Origin of the sequence: Rhizobium sp. NFR07 (assembly GCF_900111905.1) — a bacterium.
Classification (GTDB): Bacteria; Pseudomonadota; Alphaproteobacteria; order Rhizobiales; family Rhizobiaceae; genus Neorhizobium.
The window spans coordinates 156,497-178,720 of the sequence record NZ_FOKM01000012.1; the positions used below are offsets into that span (position 1 = coordinate 156,497).

Consider the following 22,224-nt stretch of genomic DNA (forward strand, 5'->3'; position numbering starts at 1 on the left):
GGGCTTCGAGTCGCAGACCCATTTATTATCGCCTTGCCTCACCTTTGTCGCGGGCAAGGTGGGCACATTGTCGACGTGCCCGGATCAGGCGATATCCGAATGGACGATGCGCGGGCGGCTGGGCTCCCAGGTCTTCACCCCATTGCGGCCGGCGCCCTTGGCGGCATAAAGCGCTTCGTCCGCGCGAGAAACAAGACGCGTCGCCTTGATGACCGGGCCACCACTCGGCAGCGCTGCGACACCAACGCTTGCGGTGACGATGCCGATATGGCTGCCGGAATGCGGGATGTGCAATTCGCGCAGCCGTCGGCAGAAATCCTCGGCAATCGCAAGTGCGGCCTTCTCGTCCGTATCGGGCAGGACCAGCGCCATTTCCTCGCCGCCATAACGCGCTGCGCTATCGGTAGGGTTACGGACAGAGGCGCGAAGGCAGTCGGCCACCGCCTTCAGGCAGCGGTCGCCCGCCCCATGACCATAAGTGTCGTTGAAACGCTTGAAGTAGTCGACATCGACCATCAGCAGCGCCAGCCCGCCTTCTCCGCGGCCAACCCGCTCGATCTCCTGCACCATGACGGCATCGAAGGCGCGACGATTGCGCAGCCCGGTCAGGCCGTCGGTCTCGGCAAGCACGGAAAGCTTGTCGTTCATGTCCTGCAATTTCAGCTCATGCTGCTTGGCCGCGGTAATGTCCGAGCAGATGACGAAGCAGGAGCCTTCCGGCGTCGGCCGCGTGCGCGACTCGATCCAGCGGCCGTCGGACAGCGGAAACTGCACGGTTCCGGCCTCGCGCAGCCGGCTAAGTGCCGCTTCCACCCACTGAGCGACCTGTTCCTGCGGAATGCCGATCAGCTCTCCCCGCGCGATCGAGGCATAAAGGATCGCGGCCGCGGCCGTGCCGGGCACGCGCAGATCGGCCGTCATCGAGAACATCGAGCGATAGCGCTCGTTGCAGAAGACCAGCGTCAGGTCCTTGTCGAACATGACGAGGCCGTCGGAAATGCTGGACAGCGCCTCGGCGGCGCGGCGGTCGCTTTGGGTGAGCGCCACTTCCAGCCGCTTCTTGTCGGTGATGTCGCGATTGTGGGTGATCAGCCCGATGCACTGGCCATCGGCATCGGTGAACGGCGCCTTGAGGGTCGAGAGATAGGCCTTGGTGCCATCGAGATGCGCCAGTTCCTGCTCCTCGACGATCGGGACCGCCGCCCTGTAGGCTTTCTCCTCATCAAGCTTGAATGCGGCGGCGATCTCTGCCGGGTAGAAGTCGAAATCCGTCTTGCCGATCAGCGTGCACACGCCATCGACATGCATCAGTTCGGCCGTCGCCGGATTGGCCATGATGAACCGGCCTTCACGGTCCTTGACGTTGAGCGCGTCCGGCAGGCTGTCGATGACGTGTCGATACATGTGGTTGCGCTGGTCGATCTCGCGGCGGCGCAGTTCGTTGGCGATCGCGAGCGAAGCCATCAGCGAGGCAAGGAAAACGATGGTCATGAACGGCAGGCGGATGTGCAGGCCGGACGAGTTGTCGAGAGAGAGAATGAGTGACGGCACCGAAGAGCTTGCTGCCATGGCAAGCGCGAAGATGACGCTTTCCTTGATGCTAGGCGCTTCTGCAGCCTTGAAACGGTAGCCGATGAGACCAACGGCGGCGGCCACGACAATGCCCGCCAGGCCGATGAGAACGCCGGCGCCGCCGAGATAGATGCGGAAGATGGCCGCCACGAGCGCGGTCACCACCCCGGCCACGGGTCCACCGATGAAGGCAGCCGTGCCGATCATGGTCATGCGCAGATCGATGAAGAAGCCTTCGCTGATCTGGAACGGGATCGACATCACGCCGATCGCGCCCATCCCGAACAGGCAGCCGATTTCCAGACGATGGAAAGCGCCCGGCCGGTCGAAAGCCGCCAGACGGAGGTTAGACCAGAACGAAATCACCAGCGCCACGATCGCCGTGTTCGCCAGCAGGCCTATCCAAAGACTGTTCAACCCATCAACCTCGCGGCCACTCCATAAAGCTGTTTATATCCCAGCCTTAAATCCTGCTCAGATAACGATCAGTTAGCACGACGCCCTCAAGCCGAACGAGCTTTCGGCAGAGTTAACGCTCTCTGATGATCCGGCGATATCGCCCGGAGCTAACCGCCGTAGCCGACGACGCTCTTGATCTCAAGGAAATCGTGAATGCCCCAATCGGCATATTCGCGCCCGTTGCCGGATTGCTTGTAGCCGCCGAACGAGGAAAACAGATCCCAGTCCGGATAATTGAGATAGACCGATCCGGCCCTGAGCCGCGGGGCGATCTTTCTCGCATGCTCCACCTCACCCTGCACATAGGCTGCCAGACCATAAGGCGTGTCGTTGGCGATCTCGACCGCTTCTTCCTCGCTGTCATAGGGCAGGATGGAGAGAACCGGCCCGAAAATCTCCTCCCGCGCGATCGTCATGTCATTGGTGACATTGCCGAATACGGTCGGGCGGATGTAGTAGCCGCGGTTGAGGCTTTCCGGTCGTCCCGGCCCGCCGGTGACGAGCGTTGCGCCTTCGGAAATGCCGGCCTCGATCAGCCGCTGGATCTTGTCGAACTGGACCTGGCTGACGACGGGTCCAAGATCGATGCCCTCGCCTTGCGGGTCACCGGTCACCAGCTTCTCGGCAGCGTCCTTCGCAACCTCCAGCGCCTCGTCGTGACGATCGCGCGGCACCAGCATGCGCGTCGGCGCATCGCAGGACTGGCCGGAATTGCCGAAGCAGCCTGTCACGCCATCGGCGACCGCTTGGGCGAGATCGGCATCGGGCAGGATGATGTTGGGCGACTTGCCGCCGAGTTCCTGTGCCACGCGCTTCACCGTATCGGCCGCCGTCTTGGCGACGATGATGCCCGCCCGTGTCGAGCCGGTGAACGAGACCATGTCGACATCCGGATGACCGGCCATGACCTGGCCGACATCCGGCCCGGTGCCGTTGATCATGTTGAACACGCCCTTCGGCACGTCGGCGGCTTCCATCACCTCGGCGAAGATGATGCCGGAGATCGGCGCGATTTCGGACGGCTTCAGCACCATGGTGCAGCCGGTAGCGATCGCCGGACCGACCTTGCAGGTGATCTGGTTGAGCGGCCAGTTCCACGGCGTGATCAGCGCCACGACGCCGATCGGCTCCTTGACGATCATCGTCGTGCCGCGCTGTTCGGTGAACTTGTAATTTTCCAGCGCCGCGATCGTGGCACTCAGATGCCCGTGACCGGCACCAACCTGGGAATCGCGAGCAAAGGCGATCGGCGCGCCCATTTCCCGGCTGACGGCCTGCGCGATGTCTTCGGCACGCTTCTCATATTCGGCAAGGATGCGCTTTAGGAGCTGCAGACGTTCGGATTGCGTCCATCGGGAAAAAGCCAGGAATGCCGCCTTCGCAGCGGCTACCGCCTTGTCGACATCCGCCTTGGAGCCGACGGCGATCTGCGTGAAGGCCTCCTCGGTCGAAGGGTCGATCACATCGAGCGCCACCGGAACGACAGGCGGCACCCAGGCTCCATCGATGAAGAACTTCAGGTGATTGCTCACTGCGGACCTCCCTGCCGGACAGACGACGACGCACTATCAGATACGGATTTCGGCGGCGCAAGCCGAAACAGGTCATCTTTCGAGACGATCGAGCAGGCGATACCAGCCGACATGCGCTCCGACGCCGACGCGACGGAACCGGTGGAAGGGGATCGGCCGGATCGGCGATAACAGGAACGGCAGGGCGCGCGCTTCGCCAGTCTGAAGGAACTCGGCCAATGGGCCGCCGATCGCCGTCATCATCGCGACTCCCCTGCCCTGGCACCCAGCCAGCATGATCAACCCATCCTCGGGCGCATGGAGGCGCGGCATGTAATCCGGCGTCACGGCAACCCGCCCGAACCAGCGCCGCTCGATCCGGATACCCTCAAGCGCCGGGTAGAGCCGCACCATGGACCGCTCAAGATGCCGCCAGTCGGCTTCGCTCTTCGGCACGCTCATTCTGCCACGGCCACCGAGGACAAAGCGCCCGCCCGGCCCGATACGGTAATAATTCAGGATGCGGCGAGAATCGGACGCCGCCTGCCCGCCGGGCAGGATCGTCTCGAGCAGCGAGGCAGGCAGTTCTGCGGTGGCGATCTGAAACGAATGCAGCGCCACAAGGCTTTCGCGCAATCCCGGGACGAGAGCTTCAGAATAAGCGTTTGTGGCCACGACCACCTTCTTTGCCCGGATCGCCTTTCCCGACGCAGTCGAGAGACGCCATCCACCGCCTTCCCGCCGGATGCCGGAAACCGTCTCTTCCTCTGCAATGAGAGCGCCGGCCTCGGAAGCGATGCGCGCGAGCTCCAGGGTCAGACTGAGCGGATCGACGACGCCTGCCCTCCTGTTCAGCCAGCCGCCGACATAGGCTGTACTGCCCGTCATCCGGCTGATTTCGGCGGCATTAAGAAGGGCTGCATCGGCACCGCGCGCCTGCCATTGGCGATGGCGATCGGCAGCGGAGGCAAGCGCGGTATGGGTATGGCAGGCCTGTATCCAGCCGTTGCGCCGGTTAGGAACATCAAGCGCTCGATCTTCTATCAGTCCGAAGACCGCGTCGGCAGTCCCCGCAGCGAAGGAGATCAGACGCTCCCCCTGCTCTTCCCCGAGCATGCGGACCAGGCTTTCGGGATCATGCTTCAGGCCGGGAATGACCTGTCCGCCGTTGAGACCGGAAGCACCCTGGCCGATCCGTCGTGCCTCAATGACGCGGACGGCGAGGCCACGGCATGCAGCGTGATAGGCGGTCGACAGCCCCTGCAGCCCGCCGCCGACGATCGCGACATCGACAGTCTCGCTGGTTTCAAGCGGCGTGTGTAGCCGGTGTCTGTTTGCCGGCCTCTGCCAGATCGGGTCTGAAAAGGGCAGTTCCAAGGGCTGCGTCCGGCTCAAGATGATGAGCCGAACCTAGCAGCTTCACCGACACCTGCAATCGGCGACTGACAGGCGGCGGATATGCCGTCCATCCACCTCACGCCCCATAGGGCGCAAGGAACATCTTGATCGCTTCGATCTCGTTCGGCCGGATCTCGTGACCGCCCGAATGCCATTCGAGCGTGACGGCATCGCCCTGCTGCTTGTAGTAGTCGGCGAGCTTCAACGTCGCCGGCACGGGGCAGATCGGATCATGCTCGCCTGCGGTGATCAGCACATGGGCAGTTTCTCGGACAGTCCTCTCCGCAGGCGCAAAGGGGATGAGCGGATGCATCAGCACGCCGGCTTCAAACAGGCCGGGCTTTTCAATCATCACGTTGGCGAGAATGTTGGCACCGTTCGAAAAGCCGAGGCCGAGCACGGTGGAAGATTCGTAACGGTCGCGATTGGCCGTCACGAACTCGGCCATCCGCGCGGTGGCGCGCGCAAGGTCGTCGCAGTCATAAACGCCCTCCGCTTTGCGGCGGAAGAACCGCGCCGCGCCATGTTCGGAAACGTCGCCACGGGGCGAAACGACCGTGGCGCCCGGTATCAGACGGCTGCCGAAATCGAAGAACTGGTTCTCGTCGCCGCCTGTGCCGTGAAAGGTGAACAGGATCGGCGATCCGGGCGCACCGGGCCGCGCCCGGTGCAAATAGCTGTCGTAACTCATGGAAATCTCCAAAAGAGAGCAATTCCAGCGAGGAGAGCCTGCATCTGGAATTGCGTAGAAGGAAGGTCGGCAGGGCGGTAAGCCACCTTGCCCCAAATGGGCTTTACGCGATCGGCTCGAGATGTTCTTCGAGCGCCTTGCGAAGGTGCTCGTGCTGCGTCGGCAGCTTCAGCGCCTCGCCGAGATGGGCCGTATCCTCGTCCCGGTCGAAGCCCGGCTCGTTCGTGGCGATTTCGAACAGCACACCGCCCGGCGTGCGGAAATAGATCGCCCAGAAATAGTCGCGGTCGATCACCGGGGTCACCTGATAGCCCGTGTCCATGAGTGCCTTGCGCACTTCGAGCTGCTTCTCGCGGTTGTCGACGGCGAAAGCGATATGATGCACGGAGCCTGCGCCGAGACGGGCGCTGTTGATGTTTGGCATCGTCTCGACATCAATGAAATCCGCGCCATTGCCGCCGGGCATACCGAAGCGGGTAACGCCATCCTTGGCATCGACCTGTTCGTAGCCCATGAACTTCAGCAATTCTGCCGTAGAGCCTTCGTCGCGAAGCCGCATCGAGGCGGAGTGGAAGCCGCGGATCGCTTCCTCAGCACTGACGCCATTACCGGTCCAAGGAGCACGATTGTCATCCTTCACCTCGACCAGCGCAAAACCGTCACCATCCGGACCGGCAAAATGCAGGCGCTTTTCGCCAAAAGCTTCATCGGCCTTCAGGCCATCGGCACCGGCCTTTGTCAGGCGATCGGTCCAGTAGCCGAGCGAACCCTGCGGAACCGAGAAGATCGTGGTGCCGACTTCGCCGGTACCTGGACGGCCCTGAGCGATATGCGGGAACGGGAAGTAGGTCATGACCGAACCGGGCGTGCCGACTTCATCGCCGTAATAGAGATGGTAGACATCCGGCGCGTCGAAATTGACGGTCTTCTTCACCCGGCGCAGGCCGAGCGTGTCGGTGAAGAACCTGTTGTTGGTGGACGCGCTCGCAGCCATCGACGTGACGTGGTGGAGGCCCTTGATCTGGGTAAGCATGTCAAACCCCTTGTCTCTCTGGAGCCGCGCCTGCGGCCCGCTGTTCATGGGGTGATATTTGGGCGATCGAGCCCGGATTGGATAGACGATCACATCCGAACGGATTGTTCGACAAACGTTGACGGAAACCCGCTCACGTTCACCTATTGAACGTTTTCCGGCAGTTGCCAGTCGATCGCATCCTTCCCGATCGACTGTAGATACTCGTTTGTCTTGGAGAAAGGCCGCGAGCCCAGAAAACCGTTATGGGCCGACAGCGGCGACGGATGGGCGGATTTCAGAACAAGATGTCGCTGCTGATCGACGAAAGAAGCTTTCTTCTGGGCATAGGAGCCCCAGAGGATGAAGACGACGCCGTCACATTCGTCATTGACCGTACGGATGACTGCATCGGTGAAGCGCTCCCAACCGCGCCCCTGATGGGCGGCAGCCTTGCCCTCTTCGACCGTCAGCACGCTGTTCAGGAGCAGCACACCCTGTTCGGCCCAATGTTCGAGAAAGCCATGACTTGCCGGCGGGATGCCGAGGTCGGACTGCATTTCCTTGTAGATGTTGACGAGCGATGGCGGTGTGCGCACGCCGGGTTGGACCGAGAAGCACAGCCCGTGCGCCTGGCCGAAGCCGTGATACGGATCCTGCCCGAGGATGACTACCTTCACCTCATCGAGCGGGGTAAGGTCGAGCGCGCGAAAATACTCCGAACCCTTTGGGAAGATTCGCTTTCCCGCCTGCTTTTCTGCAACGAGAAAACGCTTGAGATCGGCCATGTAGGGATCGGAAAACTCGCTCTCCAGAGCGAATTTCCAGCTCTCTTCCAGCTTGACCTCACCTTCCGCCATGTCGTTCTCCTGCTTACTGGAATCTGCCGCCACGCTGGATGACTTCGGTCTTGTAACCATCCGGATCGGTGACAAAGAAGAATTTTGCAAACGGCTTGCCCTTATGGGGCATCTCGACCAGCTTGCCGATGGTCAGCCCGAGATCGGTGAAGCGCTTGTATTCCACCTCGATGTCCTCGACCGTGACAGCCAGATGGCCATAGCCATTGCCGAGATCATAGGCGTCTGTCCGGCCGTCGTTGACGGTCAGTTCCAGCTCGAACCCGGTTTCCGGGTTCGACAGGTAGATCAGCGTAAAGCCGTCGAAGGCCACCCGATCTGCAACCTTCAGGCCGAAGGCCTTGTCGTAGAAATCGACCGACCGCGCCTCTTCGAGGACGCGGATCATCGAATGGACCAGCTTGGCCATGCAAGAACTTCCTTAACTCATCACGTGGTTCGACCGGGAATGCCAGTCCCACGCGGACTTGATGATATCGGCCAGCGTATACTGCGGCTCCCAGCCCAGCACGTCGCGCGCCTTGGTATTGTTGGCGACGAGCGAGGTAGAATCGCCCTCGCGCCGGCCGACATATTCGACCGGGAACGGCTTGCCGGAGACGTCCGAGATCGCTGACAGCAGTTCCTTGACCGTCGTGCCGGTTCCGGTGCCGAGATTGATCTCGACGGTGTCACCGCCGGCGAGCAGATAATCCACGGCGCGGACATGCGCATCGGCAAGGTCGAGAACATGGATATAGTCGCGCACGCAAGTGCCGTCGCGGGTGTCGTAATCGTCACCAAACACCTTGAAGCCCTGGCGGCGACCGAGGGCGGCTTCGATGGCGAGCGGGATCGCATGGGTTTCAGGCGTATGCCATTCGCCGATCCGGCCCTCGAAATCGGCACCGGCGGCATTGAAATAGCGCAGCATGACGGACTTCAGGTCCTTGTACTGCCCGTAATCCTTGAGCGCCTGCTCGATGATGAACTTGGTGCGGCCATAGGGGTTGATCGGCGCCTGCTTGTGGGTTTCGTCCATCGGCACGCGGTCCGGCAGGCCGTAAGTGGCGCAGGTGGAGGAGAAGACGAAGGCCTTCACGCCGGCATCCATCGCCGCCGACATCAGCGTTAGCGCGCCGATGACATTGTTGTCATAGAAGCCGACCGGGTTCTTCACCGATTCACCCACTTCGATCAGCGCCGCGAAATGCAGGACCGCATCCGGCTTGTGCTTGGCGAAGACCTCGTCGAGGCGGGCGCGATCGCGAATATCGCCCTGCTCCAGTTCACCCCAGCGGACGAATTCTGCATGTCCGTTTGAGAGGTTGTCGAATACGATCGGCTCGTAGCCTTTGTCCGCCAGCACCAGGCACGTGTGGGACCCGATATAGCCGGCCCCGCCTACGACAAGCACTTTCTTCTTCGACATCATGTCCTCGAGAATTGTTGAAGTCGGCGGCAATATAGCCGCCGAGGATCAAATGGGAAGGGTGTATGCTGCATATGCGAAGGACGGAATGGTTGTCGCGGTGGATGGCAGCCATCTCCTGAATCTTTACGTGAAGACGCGGGCGTCAAACTTGTCTATCCTGTTCAGGATTTTGCCATAGGCCCTTCATGCGACTCATTTTTCTCTGTCTCGGCTGGCTGTTCGTCGCGCTCGGCGTGATCGGCGCATTCCTGCCCATCCTTCCGACGACCCCGTTCCTTCTGCTCGCCGTTGCCTGCTTCGCCCGCTCCTCACCGAAGCTCGAAGCATGGCTGATGAACCACAAGACATTCGGCCCGCCGCTGCGCGACTGGCGTGAGCGCGGTGCAATCTCGCGCAAGGCAAAGATCATGGCGATCTCGCTGATGGCGGTGAGCTATGTCGGTTTCTGGTTCGGCTCGCACCCGTCCGCATGGCTGGCGCTGCTCGTCGCGGCGCTGATGATCGGCCCGGCCATATTCATGCTGACCAGGCCGAGCGCCTGAGCTTCAAGGATCAGCGATCCCGGGACTGCGGCAGGACGTAAGGAATATGTGCTGCCGGCAGGCGTCCGACGGCGCCTGCGATGCCGTAGACCGTCGAGATGATCTCGTCGTTGACCGTCTCCTGGCAGGCGCCTTCGGCGACCACCCGGCCATGATTGAGCACGATCAGATGGTCGGCGAACTCCGCCGCCAGATTGAGGTCGTGCAGGATGGCGAGAACCATGCCGCCGCCGGCAGCGAAGTCGCGCGCCTCCTCCAGCACCGAAATCTGGTGGCCGAGATCGAGGCTGGCCGTCGGCTCGTCGAGGAACAGCGCCCGCGGAATACCGTCGACGACCGGCTGCGGGACCTGGGCCAACGCACGGGCGAACTGCACCCGCTGCTGCTCGCCGCCGGACATGGAAGGATACGGCCGGCTTTCGAAACCCCGCAACCCAACACGCGCCAGCGCCTTTCGGCCCTCTTCGCTCGGATTGAGCGCACCTTGCGCCACCGCGCCCATGCGGGCGATTTCCAGCGCCGTGAAGGGAAAGGCAAGCTGCGTCGCCTGCGGCAACACAGCCCGGCGCCGGGCCAGATCAACCGGCTGGCAGAGTTCGACGCCGGTGCCGTAATAGGTGACATGCCCGCTATCCGGCTTCATCTCGCCCGACAGCACCTTCATCAGCGTCGACTTGCCGGCGCCATTGGGGCCGATCACCACGGTAAACTGCCCGGGTTTCAGCCCGATGGTGATTTCGTCGATGAGCTTGCGGCCGGAACGGGTAACGGTGACCTTGTCGGCAATGATGACGGCATCGCTCATACTCTGGGTCATGGCAGATCCCGCATGCCGATGCCGTTCTTGCCGATCAGCAGAAACAGGAAAACGGGCGCCCCGAACAGCGCCGTGATGACCCCGATCGGAAGTTCGGCGGGCGCGGCGACAGTGCGCGCCACACTGTCGGCGATCAGCAGAAGCGCGCCTCCGCCGAGAGCCGACCCCGGCAGAAGGAACCGGTGCGACGGGCCCATAGCGAGCCTCAGGAGATGCGGCACCACGATCCCGACAAAGCCGATCGACCCGGCAACAGCCACCGTCGAGCCGCAGGCGGCGGCGACGGCCACGATAACGATCCGCTTCAGCCGCTGAACCGGAATGCCCATGTGAAAGGCCGCCGCATCGCCGAGGACCAGGGCGTCGAGACCGCGGGCAACGAAGGGAATGATGGCAAGCACGACGAAAATGAACGGCAGGATCGACAGCACCCGGCCATAGGTAGCGCCGCCGAGAGAACCGAGGCTCCAGAAGGTGATATCGCGCAGCTGGCGGTCGTCGGCAGTGACGATCAGCAGGCCCATCAATGCGCCGGTGAGCGCACCAATGGCGATGCCGCAGAGGATCAGCGCCGTGGTCGACGTACGACCGTCACGCGTCGCGATCACATAGAGGATCCAGGTGTTCGCGAGACCGCCGAAGAAGGCCATCAGCGGCAGGAACTGTCCGCCGAGCAGCATGGCAAGCGGAGCGAGCACCGTAGCACCGAGCACGATTGCCGCAACGGCAGCAAGCCCCGCGCCGGCAGTGACGCCGACAATGCCGGGATCGGCCAGCGGATTGCGGAACAGGCCCTGCATCATCGCGCCGGACACGGCGAGTCCCGCGCCGACCAGCAGCCCGAGCGCCGTGCGCGGCAGGCGAACCGCTTCGAGGATCACACGCTCCTGCACCGTCAGGCTGTCGCCATTGCCGGTCGCATAGGCCCAGAGGTCACGCAGGCCGACGCCGGTCGGGCCGACATGCAGCGACACGAGACACGCGACGATCAGCAGAAGGACGAGGAGAAAGAGAACCAGGACGCCCTGCGACGTCCGATCCCCCTCGCCCGTCCGCCGGAACGGCATGGCCAGCGCCTTCATCAGTTGATCGCGCCCGGATAGATCTTGGCGGCAAGCGCACGGGCCGCTTCGGGCGTGCGCGGGCCGAAGCCGAGCAGCAGCAGGCCATCCATCGAGACCAGCGCCTTGTCGGCGGCGGCGGGCGTCGTCTGCATCGAAGGCAGCGCGAACATCTGTTCCGGCGTGATGGAATGGTCACCGCGGGACATGGAGAGGATGACGTCCGGTGCCGCTGCAATGACGGCTTCGTCGGAAAGCGGCTTGTAACCGTTGATCGACGGCGCGGCGTTGACGCCGCCGGCCATCTCGATGATCGCGCCTGCCTCGGTATCCGCGCCACCGGCCATCAGGCGGCCGTTGGATACGGAGAGAACGAACAGGACCTTTTTCTTCGCGCCGCCATTCTTCTCGGTAATCTTGGCGACCTCTGAGGCAACTGCCTTCAGGTCGTCCTCGGTCTCGGCGGCCAGCACCTCGGCCTTGTCGGACAGGCCGACCGCGGCACCGACGTCGCGGATCTTCTGGCCGATCTTGTTGGCTTCCGGCGGGGTCGGGACGACCACCATCGGCACTTCGCTGGCCTTCAAAATCTCAAGAACCGGCGGCGGGCCGGAGCCCTCCTCCATCAGGATCAGGTCCGGCTTCTGGCCGAGAATGCCCTCTGCCGAAAGAGCCCGCATGTAGCCGACATCAGGCTTCGAGTTGGCGTCCGCCGGATAGAAGCTCGTGGAATCGCGCGCGACGATACGGTCCTGAGCGCCGAGATCATAAAGGATTTCGGTGATCGTGCCGCCGATCGATACGATGCGCCTCGCCTCGGGATTGCCTTTGTCGGCAGCGGATACGCTGCCGGTTGCGAGGCTTGAGCCGACTAAAATCATCGCGAACAAACGTCCGAGCCTGGAAAAGGAAGCCATTGTGATCCACCCAATCGCGTTGCTGCAGGTCTTCAGACAATGAGACGTTCAACGCCGTAAAATTCAATAACTTGAGTTGACTACGCAAGTTTTTTTGGCTTTTCAAGGGGAGGCCCGACAGATATCTTGACCGGCAAATGAAACTTAAGTGAGGGATGTTTTCATGTATATCGCAATGAACCGTTTTCGCGTCGTTCCGGGCTTCGAGGAGGCCTTCGAAGCCATGTGGCGCGGCCGCCAGGGCCGCCTTGCGGAACTGCCGGGCTATGTCGAATTCCACATGCTGAAGGGTCCGACGGCGGAAGACCATACGCTCTACGCATCCCACACCGTCTGGGAAAGCTTTGATCACTTCAAGGCCTGGACAACCTCGGAACAGTTCCGCGCTGCCCATGCCAATGCCGGCGAGAACCGCGGCAAGGTCGAATATCTCTCCGGCCCGCATTTCGAGGGTTTTGAGGTCATCATCCACGAAGACAAGACCGGCGCCCGTGTCGCCGATGCAGCGTGAACCATGGATGCGATCGCTGAAATCAACCCGGATCGCCGCGAGCGTGCGCATGCAGCACTTGCCGAAAAGCCTGATGGCATCGTGGAGTCCATCGCTGCAGCAGCTGACGTGACCGCCGCCGAGATCCTCGAAATCCTGCCCAAGGGTTCGGCTGTCATCGCGCCGAAGGAAAGCTTCGATGATATCTGGGCCGAGCTCACCAGCTGGGGCGTCGTTCTGTTTCTCGTCCACACGGAAGATGTCGTGGCCGAGATCGACGGCGTTCTGCCCGCCGGCTCCGAAAGCCACGGCTGGTTCAACATCCATGGCGACAGCCCGATCGGCGGTCACATCAAGAAAGACAACTGCGCCTCGGTCACCTTCGTCGACCGCGCTTTCCACGGCCGCCGTTCCTGTTCAGTATGGTTCATGAACGGCAAGGGCGCCCCGATGTTCAAGGTCTTCGTCCGCCGCGACGAAGCGCGCGAGCTGCTGGCCGACCAGCTTGCGAAGTTCGAGGCTCTACGCGCGCACTATCTGTAAACTGGATATGGGCGGCATTCCGATGTCGCCCTTCCTCCTCCGAAAAACCGGTAGTGTCAGATCGCCGGAACCCATTTCCAGAACACGCCCTCCATGCGCTCCGGATAATATTTGAACTCGCATTCGAAGCGCTTTCCGTATGCTTCCGCGGCATCCAGCGCCTCGCTGCTGACCGGGTTCATGCCGGTTCCCGGCGCAAACCAGTCCTCGAGAAGGTCTTCTGGCACGTAGACACCTGCTCTCAGCGGCAACGCCTGCAAGGTCTGATCGAGTTCCTGCGGTGACATCTTCTCTCCCTCCCATAGAAGTGGCCAAGCGCTGCTCTAGCGGTAAAGATGGACGGAAATAGGAAAAGACGGGCGCCTGCTGCAGCACCCGCCTTTCCGGGAAGTCCGGGTTCGGACCGGAAATCGATCTGGCTCAATGATGGGCGACGTGTTCGGGCTTGCCCTTGCGCTTGGTGGAAGCAAAATCTTCCAACTGCTTTTCGCTCATGGATTTCTCCATGCCCTTCGAAGCGCCTTTCAGCTCCCCCTTCTTGATCTCACCGCGCTTCGCGGCCAATGCGGCTCCGGCCGCTTTCTGCTGTGCCTTGGATTTTGCCGGCATCTCTGCCTCCATTTGTGAATGTACAGATCAAACCGGCCAGTGTTGATTTTCGTTCCAATCGACAAGCACGGAACCTCTCTCCCTGCGATGGGTTTTCCTCGCGAGCCCGCAGAAACCTGCGAGCATGAAGGTACTCTCAAGGAGGGAAAGATGAGCGGACCGTCCAAAAAATCGATCGAGAACGACATCGAGCACGAACAGCTCAACACCACCAATCCGGAAGCGCTGAAGGAGGCAGCCAGGCTCGGCAAGGAAGACAATTACCTTGTTAAAACCGACCTGGAAGATGCCGACCAGCGCGAGGATGGCGACCAGCCGGACGGGCGCCCGAGCCCGATGGCGAACGCCGACAATCAGGAACAGTCTTAAGCGTCAGAACCGCCTCGGCGGGAACCTACCATCGCCTCCGACTGTTACCCTGCGCAACTGACATTCGGAGACAATCGATGAATGCCGACGTGAATACAGCGCAGACCCTGATGCCCGAGACGGAAGCCGGCTCTGCCGGCCAGGAACGCCACGCGCATCCTGTCGACGCCATGCCCGACATGGAGGTGATGGCGGCCCCGACGCTTGCGGATGCGGAAGCCGAGGCTTTCGTCTCGCAGGCGCTGGAGGATCTTGTGGCCTGTCACATCCCGTTCCTTCTGGCGGGCACGTTTGCGATTAGCGCCTATACGGGCATTACCCGCCCCACCAAGGATCTCGATATCTTCTGCAAGGCGGGTGATTACGCCCGCATTCTCGCGCATTTCAAGGAGAAGGGTTACGAGATCGAGGTCGAGGACGACCGCTGGCTCGGCAAGGTGAAGAAGGGCCGGCACTTCTTCGACGTGATCTTCGCCGCCTCGAACGGCACGATGCCGATCAGCGACAGCTGGTTCGACAATGCCCGCCAGATAGAGATGAACGGCCACAAGGTGCGCATCATCGCGCCGACCGAGCTCATCTGGTCGAAATGCTTCGTCCAGCTCCGTCATCGCTATGACGGCGGCGACATCGTACACATGATCCTGCGGGCCCATGACCAGATCGATTGGCAACGCCTGCTGAACCATATGGAAGTCCATTGGGAGGTGCTGTTCATCCACCTGATGAACTTCCGCTGGATCTACCCAACAGAGCGCGACAAGGTGCCGGACTGGCTGCTGGACGAACTGCTCGACCGGTTGAAGGCCCAGCGCGAACTGCCCCTTCCGCAGATGAAGATCTGCCGTGGCCGCATGTTCAGCCGCGTCGATTTCGAGATCGACGTCAAGGAATGGGGCTTTGCCGATGTCGGTGGTGAAGGCGATCTGCGCGATGGCGTGGATGAAGCAACACGAGAAGGAGGCCCCGTATGACTAGCGCGGCGGAAAAGAAGGAAGCAAGGGCCGACGCGAAAAAGGCCAATGGCAAGCAAAGGATCGCAGCCATGGGCGACCTGCATGTCAAGGAGCACGGCTCGGCGTCCTATAAGGAACTCTTCACCGAAATTTCCCAAGAAGCCGATATACTGGTCCTGACAGGAGACCTGACGGACCTCGGCAAGCCGGCGGAAGCCGAGCTTCTGGCGGGAGATCTGCGCTCGTGCTCGATCCCGATGGTGGGCGTTCTCGGCAATCACGATTACGAATGCGGCAATGTGGACGAGGTCAGGCAGATCATCAAGGATGCCGGCGTTCACCTGCTCGAAGGTACGGCCATTGAGATAAACGGCATCGGCTTTGCAGGTGTGAAGGGTTTTGCCGGCGGCTTCGGCCGCTACATGCTCGGTTCGTTCGGCGAGCCTGCGATCAAGGCGATGGTCGCCGAAAGCGTCGAGGAGACGATGCGGCTTGAAAACGCGCTTCGACAGGTGCGCTCCGAGCGCGCCATGGTTGTCCTTCACTATGCGCCGATCCAGCAGACCGTCGAAGGTGAGCCGCCGGAAATCTTCCCCTTCCTCGGCTCGTCGCGACTGGCCGAAACGATCGATCGTTTCCCGGTCAAGGCCGTTGTCCACGGCCACGCCCATCGCGGCACCTATGAAGGCAAGACCCCGGGCGGCGCTCCGGTCTATAACGTCGCCTCCCATATCGAGAAGCCGACCGGCAAGCCTTATGCGCTTCTGGAGATGTAAGGCGAAATAACCGCGGCCCGGCATGGAACTACCGAGCCGCTTTTCCGTTTGCCGGTCTCTTTCAATGAGGGACCGGGTCATATGACGGATAGCAATGCCGCCACGGAGTTTCGCGTTTTTCCAAAGACATGGGGAGCAGAATATGTCGCCGTCGGCGAGGTCCGCTTCCGTGTCTGGGCGCCCGGCCAGAAACAGGTGATCCTGCGGCTCGACGGCGAAGACACCGAGATGAGCGAGAGCGGCGACGGCTGGTTCGAGCTTCTGGCAACGGGTGTCCATGCCGGCGCGGAATACAATTTCGTCCTGGCAGACGGCATGGTCGTGCCCGACCCCGCCTCCCGCGCCCAGAAGGGCGACGTCAATGGCCCCTCTCTGGTCATTGATCCGACCAATTACGACTGGCAGGATGGTGACTGGAAAGGCCGGCCATGGGAAGAGACGGTCGTCTACGAAATGCATGTCGGCACATTCACGGCCGAAGGCACGTTCCGCTCGGCGATCGACAAGCTGCGCCATCTCGCCGATCTCGGCATCACCATGATCGAGGTCCTGCCGGTTGCGCAGTTCGGCGGCAAGCGCGGCTGGGGCTATGATGGCGTGCTGCTCTACGCGCCCCATTCCGCCTACGGCGCGCCGGAGGATTTCAAGGCCTTCATCGATGCGGCTCACGGCCTCGGCATGTCGGTCGTCCTCGATATCGTGCTCAACCATTTCGGCCCGGAGGGCAATTACCTGCCAATCCTGGCGCCCGGTTTCTTTCACAAGGAGCGGATGACGCCCTGGGGGGCCGGTATCGCATACGATGTTGATGCCGCGCGGCGCTATATCGCCGAGGTCCCGCTCTACTGGCTGGAGGAATATCATCTCGACGGCCTGCGCTTCGATGCGATCGACCAGATCGAGGACACATCGGAGAAGCATATCCTGATCGAGATCGCCGAACGCATCCGCGCCGAATTCACCGACCGGCCGATCCACCTGACGACCGAGGATTGCCGCAACGTCACCTTCCTCCATCCACGCGACGAGGATGGCTCGGCACCGCTCTTTACCGGCGAATGGAACGACGATTTCCATAACGCCGTGCATGTCTTCGCCACCGGCGAGACCCATGCGTATTATCAGGACTTTGCCAGGGAGCCTGAAAGGCTGGTGGCTCGATGCCTCGCCGAAGGCTTTGCCTATCAAGGCGAAGTATCCCCGCAATCGGGAGAAAAACGCGGCGTCGATTCAAACGGCCAACCACCCGCAGCCTTTGTCGACTTCATCCAGAACCATGACCAGACCGGCAACCGCGCTCTGGGAGAGCGACTGATCTCGCTTGCCGGCGAGACCCGCACCAAGCTGCTCTTCGCGACGTTGCTGCTCTCGCCCCATATCCCGCTGGTCTTCATGGGCGAGGAATATGGCGAGACGAACCCGTTCCTGTTCTTCACCGACTTCCATGGCGACCTTGCCAAGGCCGTGCGCGAGGGCCGGGCGAACGAGTTCAAGGGCCATGCCGGACACGAGGGCGACAAGGTTCCCGACCCCAATGCAAAAAAGACCTTCGAGACATCGAAGCTGGATTGGGACAAGCTCAAATCGCCGCAGGGCCGCGAATGGCTCACCTTGACCCGGGATCTCCTGGAACTGCGCCGGGAGATCGTCGTCCCGATGCTGGCTGATGCACCCGGCGGCACCGGCAAGGTGATCGAGACAGGCAAAGACTTTCTGTCCGTCTCCTGGGACTTCCCGAAAGGCAGACTGGCTGTTGCCCTCAACATTGGTGAGGGCGCTCACCCCGTGCCCTCCATGCCCGGCAAGGCGGTCTTCGCCTATCCCCGCAAGGACCACCCGGAAAAACTGACCGAACTGCCGCCGAACTCGATCCTCGTCAGCTTTGAAAAGGCATGAGCCGCCGCATGATTCCGACCGCAACTTACCGCATCCAGTTTCGCAACGGCATGACCTTCGACCGCGCCGCCGGTCTCGTGCCCTATCTGAAACGCCTGGGGATCAGCCATCTCTATGCCTCGCCGGTCTTTACCGCGACGTCAGGCTCGACCCACGGCTATGACGTCACCGACGCCAACGAGATCGACCCCGAGATCGGCGGGCGCGAAGGCTTCAACCGCATGGTCTACGCCCTGAAGGCGGAAGGCCTCGGCCTCATCCTCGACATCGTGCCGAACCACATGGCCGCCTCGCTGGAAAACCCGTGGTGGCGGGATGTCGTGGAGCATGGCGAAAAGAGCCCCTATGCCCGCCATTTCGACATCGACTGGTCGCGCCGCATGACGCTGCCCTTCCTCGGCGATACGTTCGAGAAGGTGCTCGACGCCGGTGAGATTTCGGTAAAGCGAGATCCGCAAACGGACAAACCGGTTCTTGCCTATTACGAGACTTTTTACCCGCTGAACCCGGATACCTACACCGGGCGCGAAGAGCAGGTTCTTGCGCTGACCGACAAGGCGGCCATCGCCGAGCTTCACCAGCAGCAGTCCTATCGGCTGATGTCCTGGCGGGACGCGCCGCGTGATCTTTCCTACCGGCGTTTCTTCGAGATCACCGGGCTTGCCGGTGTCCGCGTCGAGGACGACAACGTCTTCGATGACACCCATCGTCTGATCCTCGAACTCGTCAACTCCGGCGCCGTCGACGGCCTGCGTGTCGACCATGTCGATGGGCTTGCCGATCCTAAGGCCTATCTAGAGCGGCTGCGTCACGAGGCCGGTCCGGACTGTTACATCACCGTCGAGAAGATCCTTGGCGAGGGCGAGGACATCGCGCCCGACTGGCCGATCTCCGGCACCACCGGCTATGAATTCATAGCCAGCCTCAGCGATGCGCTGGTTGACGGAGCAAAGCTGAAGGACCTGCAGGCCGCCTATACGGCCGCGACCGGTGCCGCGCCGGACATGGAAAAGGAACTGCGCTCGGCCAAATTGCTGATGGCGGACAATAACTTCGCGGGAGAAGTTTCTACGCTCGTAAAACTCGCTGAATCGATCTGTGAAGAGCTGCCCAACGCCGCCGCCCTGTCCACCGATACGATCCGGGCGGGCCTGCGCGAACTGCTCGTCGCCTTTCCGGTCTACCGCACCTATGGCACCCGCGAGGGCATGCCGCCGGAAGGCCGGCAGATGCTGGAGAAGGTGATCGCCCATGTGAGGCGGGCCCAACCCGTGGCCGATCTTTCCGCCCTGCCCGTTCTCGCCACCATCCTCAACGGCGATGTCCCAGACGCCATGTCCGGCCGCGCCGCGACTTTCCGTACCCGCTTCCAGCAGCTGACCGGTCCGCTGATGGCGAAATCGGTCGAGGACACGCTGTTCTTCCGCCACCATATGCTGCTCGCCCTGAACGAGGTCGGCGCCGAGCCTCTGCCGCGTGACTTCTCGCTTGATCGCTTCCACCAGCAGATGAAGGACCGGCAGCGGCTTCAGCCGGAAGCCCTGTCCGGCACATCGACCCACGATACCAAGCGCGGCGAGGATGCCCGCGCCCGGCTCTATGCCTTGAGCGAGGCACCGCAGGTCTGGGCCGACGCGGTGGCGCGCTGGCGCCGGATGAACGCCTCCGCCGTCACACGACTGAATGATGGCCCTGCTCCCGAACCCTCCGTCGAATGGATGCTCTACCAGGCGCTTGCCGGCGTCTGGTCATCGGAGCTCATGTCAGACGACAGCGATGGGCTGCAGAAACTTGAGGAACGCTTCCAGGCCTATGTCGAGAAAGCGCTGCGCGAGGCAAAGCTCAGGACCAACTGGAGTGACGGAAACGCGGCCTACGAGACTGCTGTGCGTGACTATGTCGGGCAGATGCTGTCGCCGGACAACCAGGACTTCCTCGGCGATTTCGTTGCCACCATCCGCCCCGTCCTGCGCGCCGGCCACGTCAATAGCCTGAGCCAGACGCTGATCAAGCTCATGGCACCGGGCGTTCCCGATATCTATCAGGGAAGTGAAGCCAAGGACCTGTCTCTCGTCGATCCGGACAACCGCCGGGAGCCGGACTTCAAGATGCTGCAACGACAGCTTTCGGAGAATGAGGCCCTTTCGTCTTCCGAAGAGGGTGAATGGCAGAATGGCTGGTTGAAGCAGAACGTGACGGCACGCCTGCTGCACCTGCGCACACGGCTCCCCGATCTCTTCCGCACCGGCGAATACCTGCCTCTCGAGGTCTCCGGCAAGCGCCAGGACAACATCATCGCCTTTGCGCGGCATGACCAGCAGCATGCCGTTCTCGTCATCGCGCCGCGGCGGGTGCTCGAAGCGCTGCACGATACGTCACGCACCCGTCCCAGTGAATGGACGGAAACCCAGATCGCCCTGCCGCAGCCTTTGTCCGGAAGGCGTTACCGGGATCTTTTCTCAGGTAAAAGCTTCGATCTGCGTGACCATACCGCCGTCAACTGGCTGTTTGCCGACCATCCCTTCTCGGTTCTGGTCGCGGAATAGCTCGGATCAGAAATCTTCGGGCAAAAGAAAACCGCCGGGCCTTAAGGCCTGGCGGTTTGCGTATGTGGCGCATCTTATCGTTTGGATCAGCGCAGGCCGAAAAACGACAGAATGGCGAGGACGATGACAACGGCTCCGACGAGCCAGACGATGCTGTTCATTTTAGCTCTCCTGAAAATTTAAGTATTGAGCGGGCTGGGGCTCAGGCAAATCCGACAAGGTTGAGAACCGCGATAACGATCACGACCGCTCCAACCAACCAAATGATGCTGTTCATTTTAGTGCTCCTTTTGATGTCGAAAAATTGAACGGCTGCAAGTGTAAAAGGTTCCAATCGATCACGTTTCGGACCTCAAGTTTTTCGCAGCGCAACCAACTCGAAAGAGCCGGGATTCCGGGCCTTTTCACCCAACGAACAATGACCGCCGCACAGACCTTTGCCCCGCGTCGACCGACGATTTCTGTAGACCAGCTTTTTACGAAAAAGGTTCAGGCGCCCGGCGTCGAAAGACCGTCGCCACGCCGTAACTGTTTAAGCTGGCCAACGATGCGCAGCGAGCTCGAAGCGCGGGCAGCGGAAGAGTCGGAACTGCTGGCCAGAATGCGCAGCTATCTTCCGCCTCGTCGATGGAAATCGTTCCGCGCGCGGCGAGCCCATCGATAAGCAGCATCATGGCGCCTTCCAGCGCCAGGGAGCGTCGCCGCGCTTCATTATCCATTTCATTCAGGTCAGGCATTCCAATTCCTCGCTTTAGCTTGGAATGGTTTGCACCTTAAAATGTTCCTGAATGGAAAGTGCTATCGGCAAACGAATCGCTGCGAGGAGGATCGCCTGGAGATCGGCTAGGTCCCCCGGTCCAGCCTGCCCTGCTCGGCCTTGTAGAAGTACTGGCTCGCCACCAACCACCCCTTGAGCGGCCGCAGGGGAAGGATGCAGGTTAAAAGCAGGAAAGGCAGCGAGATCAGAAGATGGATCCAGAACGGCGGCTGGAATGCCACCTCGATCCAGACCGCCAGCGCCACGCTGGGCACGCAGGCAAAGCACAGCACGAAGAAGGCAGGCCCGTCAGCGGGATCCGCGAAACCGTAATCCAGGCCGCAGACCTCGCAATTGGGCCGCAGCTGCAGGAAGCCGCTGAACAGATGTCCCTGGCCGCAGCGGGGGCAGTGACCGCGTATCCCCGTGCTGTAAGGCGAAAGCGGCGGCCATTGTGTATCCTGCGCCATGGGATTCAACCTTTCCGAGAATGAGATCTTTCAAATCTCGTACTCCCGATACTTGGCTTCCATCAAGGCTTTCCGGGCCGGCGCGTCAATCTGCCCCGGTCTGGCGCGCAAGCGATCCCGCGTGCAACTCAGTCCCAGATCGGCTCGGGGATCTTGTGGCGCTCGACGAGCTTCAGGCTCCGGTCAGGCTGGATTATGTAGGTTTCGCTGACGCGCTCGCCCCACTGGTTGCGGAACTCGTGCGGCACGGTGCTGCCGATCGGCGCCTTCATCAGGCGGCTGCGCGGCTGGCCGCCATAGGTGATGCTGCCGGGGATAGGCTCCAGGCCGGCGCTGTTGACCGAATAGGTCGTGCACCCGGCAAGGGCAAGTGCGGCGGCAGCGAGAACAATGGTCGATTTCATGTTCGTGTCCTCCAATCGGACGTTGGCACCGGCGCGATGGATCTGCCGGATAACCTCCAGACGGAAATAGGGCCATGCGGATAATTCCGCTACCCTTCCGGCAAAGATCCGTTACACCTGTGACCTCAGACAGTTGAGCCTAGGAAATACCCGT

Annotated in this window: 24 protein-coding genes; 8 read left to right on the forward strand and 16 right to left on the reverse strand. The window is 61.6% G+C overall.

The window, feature by feature from the left end; translation table 11 throughout:
* Positions 1-84: 84 nt before the first annotated feature.
* The 8 genes from BM216_RS23380 to galE form a co-directional block, all read right to left on the reverse strand.
* A complete protein-coding gene (locus tag BM216_RS23380) occupies positions 85-1,989 on the reverse strand; it encodes a diguanylate cyclase (RefSeq protein WP_093001627.1) in 1,905 nt (634 codons plus the stop codon).
* 149 nt (positions 1,990-2,138) lie between these two features.
* A complete protein-coding gene (locus BM216_RS23385; RefSeq protein ID WP_093001628.1) occupies positions 2,139-3,563 on the reverse strand; it encodes an aldehyde dehydrogenase family protein in 1,425 nt (474 codons plus the stop codon).
* A gap of 72 nt (positions 3,564-3,635) precedes the next feature.
* On the reverse strand, positions 3,636-4,919 hold the full coding sequence (locus BM216_RS23390; RefSeq protein WP_093001629.1) for an NAD(P)/FAD-dependent oxidoreductase: 1,284 nt from the start codon (positions 4,917-4,919) through the stop codon (positions 3,636-3,638).
* A gap of 97 nt (positions 4,920-5,016) precedes the next feature.
* Positions 5,017-5,631, reverse strand: a complete 615-nt coding sequence (locus tag BM216_RS23395; protein WP_093001630.1) for an alpha/beta hydrolase — start codon at positions 5,629-5,631, stop codon at positions 5,017-5,019.
* Positions 5,632-5,734: 103 nt separating this feature from the next.
* Complete coding sequence (locus BM216_RS23400) at positions 5,735-6,664, reverse strand: VOC family protein (RefSeq protein ID WP_093001714.1); 930 nt, start codon at positions 6,662-6,664, stop codon at positions 5,735-5,737.
* A 143-nt stretch (positions 6,665-6,807) separates the two neighbouring features.
* Entirely contained in the window at positions 6,808-7,503 is a 696-nt protein-coding gene (gene ung, locus BM216_RS23405) for a uracil-DNA glycosylase (RefSeq protein ID WP_093001631.1), read from the reverse strand.
* 13 nt (positions 7,504-7,516) lie between these two features.
* Positions 7,517-7,912, reverse strand: coding sequence for a VOC family protein (locus tag BM216_RS23410; RefSeq protein WP_093001632.1), 396 nt, complete (start codon positions 7,910-7,912; stop codon positions 7,517-7,519).
* A 12-nt stretch (positions 7,913-7,924) separates the two neighbouring features.
* Positions 7,925-8,914 carry a UDP-glucose 4-epimerase GalE gene (gene galE / locus BM216_RS23415; RefSeq protein WP_093001633.1) on the reverse strand — a complete coding sequence of 330 codons (990 nt, stop codon included), beginning with the start codon at positions 8,912-8,914 and terminating at the stop codon, positions 7,925-7,927.
* A 188-nt stretch (positions 8,915-9,102) separates the two neighbouring features.
* On the opposite strand from galE, the gene BM216_RS23425 reads away from it, so the two are divergent.
* Positions 9,103-9,459 (forward strand): YbaN family protein, encoded by a 357-nt coding sequence (locus tag BM216_RS23425; protein ID WP_093001635.1) that lies wholly within the window; start codon positions 9,103-9,105, stop codon positions 9,457-9,459.
* 10 nt (positions 9,460-9,469) lie between these two features.
* Here the strand turns inward: BM216_RS23425 and BM216_RS23430 are convergent, their stop codons facing one another.
* The 3 genes from BM216_RS23430 to BM216_RS23440 are packed head-to-tail and all read right to left on the reverse strand — an operon-like array spanning position 9,470 to position 12,218.
* The gene (locus tag BM216_RS23430) at positions 9,470-10,276 is read right to left on the reverse strand and encodes a heme ABC transporter ATP-binding protein (protein ID WP_244530283.1); all 807 of its coding nucleotides are present in this window, start codon (positions 10,274-10,276) and stop codon (positions 9,470-9,472) included.
* Positions 10,273-11,358 (reverse strand): FecCD family ABC transporter permease, encoded by a 1,086-nt coding sequence (locus BM216_RS23435; RefSeq protein WP_093001636.1) that lies wholly within the window; start codon positions 11,356-11,358, stop codon positions 10,273-10,275. Before BM216_RS23435 ends, BM216_RS23430 begins: the two co-directional genes overlap by 4 nt.
* Positions 11,358-12,218: a heme/hemin ABC transporter substrate-binding protein gene (locus BM216_RS23440; protein WP_348272011.1), complete on the reverse strand. Its 861-nt coding sequence runs from the start codon at positions 12,216-12,218 to the stop codon at positions 11,358-11,360. Before BM216_RS23440 ends, BM216_RS23435 begins: the two co-directional genes overlap by 1 nt.
* Positions 12,219-12,417: 199 nt before the next feature.
* Between BM216_RS23440 and BM216_RS23445 the strand changes: the two genes are divergently transcribed.
* Together BM216_RS23445 and hutX are read left to right on the forward strand one after the other, a co-directional pair.
* Positions 12,418-12,765 carry a heme-degrading protein HmuQ gene (locus BM216_RS23445; RefSeq protein ID WP_093001638.1) on the forward strand — a complete coding sequence of 116 codons (348 nt, stop codon included), beginning with the start codon at positions 12,418-12,420 and terminating at the stop codon, positions 12,763-12,765.
* Positions 12,766-12,768: 3 nt separating this feature from the next.
* Positions 12,769-13,287 (forward strand): heme utilization cystosolic carrier protein HutX, encoded by a 519-nt coding sequence (gene hutX, locus BM216_RS23450; protein ID WP_093001639.1) that lies wholly within the window; start codon positions 12,769-12,771, stop codon positions 13,285-13,287.
* Positions 13,288-13,343: 56 nt separating this feature from the next.
* Here the strand turns inward: hutX and BM216_RS23455 are convergent, their stop codons facing one another.
* Both BM216_RS23455 and BM216_RS23460 read right to left on the reverse strand, forming a co-directional pair.
* A complete protein-coding gene (locus tag BM216_RS23455; protein WP_093001640.1) occupies positions 13,344-13,574 on the reverse strand; it encodes a hypothetical protein in 231 nt (76 codons plus the stop codon).
* Between the two features lie 133 nt (positions 13,575-13,707).
* Positions 13,708-13,896, reverse strand: a complete 189-nt coding sequence (locus tag BM216_RS23460) for a DUF3008 family protein (RefSeq protein WP_093001716.1) — start codon at positions 13,894-13,896, stop codon at positions 13,708-13,710.
* 150 nt (positions 13,897-14,046) lie between these two features.
* Between BM216_RS23460 and BM216_RS23465 the strand changes: the two genes are divergently transcribed.
* From BM216_RS23465 to treY, 5 genes are all read left to right on the forward strand, one after another.
* Complete coding sequence (locus tag BM216_RS23465) at positions 14,047-14,265, forward strand: hypothetical protein (protein ID WP_143102846.1); 219 nt, start codon at positions 14,047-14,049, stop codon at positions 14,263-14,265.
* A gap of 179 nt (positions 14,266-14,444) precedes the next feature.
* A complete protein-coding gene (locus BM216_RS23470; protein ID WP_244530289.1) occupies positions 14,445-15,239 on the forward strand; it encodes a nucleotidyltransferase family protein in 795 nt (264 codons plus the stop codon).
* 71 nt (positions 15,240-15,310) lie between these two features.
* Positions 15,311-15,997, forward strand: a complete 687-nt coding sequence (locus tag BM216_RS23475) for a metallophosphoesterase family protein (protein WP_244530290.1) — start codon at positions 15,311-15,313, stop codon at positions 15,995-15,997.
* 81 nt (positions 15,998-16,078) lie between these two features.
* Positions 16,079-17,893 (forward strand): malto-oligosyltrehalose trehalohydrolase, encoded by a 1,815-nt coding sequence (treZ, locus tag BM216_RS23480; RefSeq protein WP_093001644.1) that lies wholly within the window; start codon positions 16,079-16,081, stop codon positions 17,891-17,893.
* Between the two features lie 8 nt (positions 17,894-17,901).
* Positions 17,902-20,439: a malto-oligosyltrehalose synthase gene (gene treY, locus BM216_RS23485; RefSeq protein WP_093001717.1), complete on the forward strand. Its 2,538-nt coding sequence runs from the start codon at positions 17,902-17,904 to the stop codon at positions 20,437-20,439.
* 476 nt (positions 20,440-20,915) lie between these two features.
* Here treY and BM216_RS23495 read toward each other — a convergent pair whose 3' ends face one another.
* From BM216_RS23495 to BM216_RS23505, 3 genes are all read right to left on the reverse strand, one after another.
* On the reverse strand, positions 20,916-21,176 hold the full coding sequence (locus BM216_RS23495) for a hypothetical protein (protein WP_093001646.1): 261 nt from the start codon (positions 21,174-21,176) through the stop codon (positions 20,916-20,918).
* A gap of 106 nt (positions 21,177-21,282) precedes the next feature.
* Positions 21,283-21,666, reverse strand: a complete 384-nt coding sequence (locus tag BM216_RS23500) for a DUF983 domain-containing protein (protein WP_093001647.1) — start codon at positions 21,664-21,666, stop codon at positions 21,283-21,285.
* A gap of 128 nt (positions 21,667-21,794) precedes the next feature.
* Positions 21,795-22,070, reverse strand: a complete 276-nt coding sequence (locus BM216_RS23505; RefSeq protein ID WP_093001648.1) for a hypothetical protein — start codon at positions 22,068-22,070, stop codon at positions 21,795-21,797.
* Positions 22,071-22,224 lie beyond the last annotated feature (154 nt).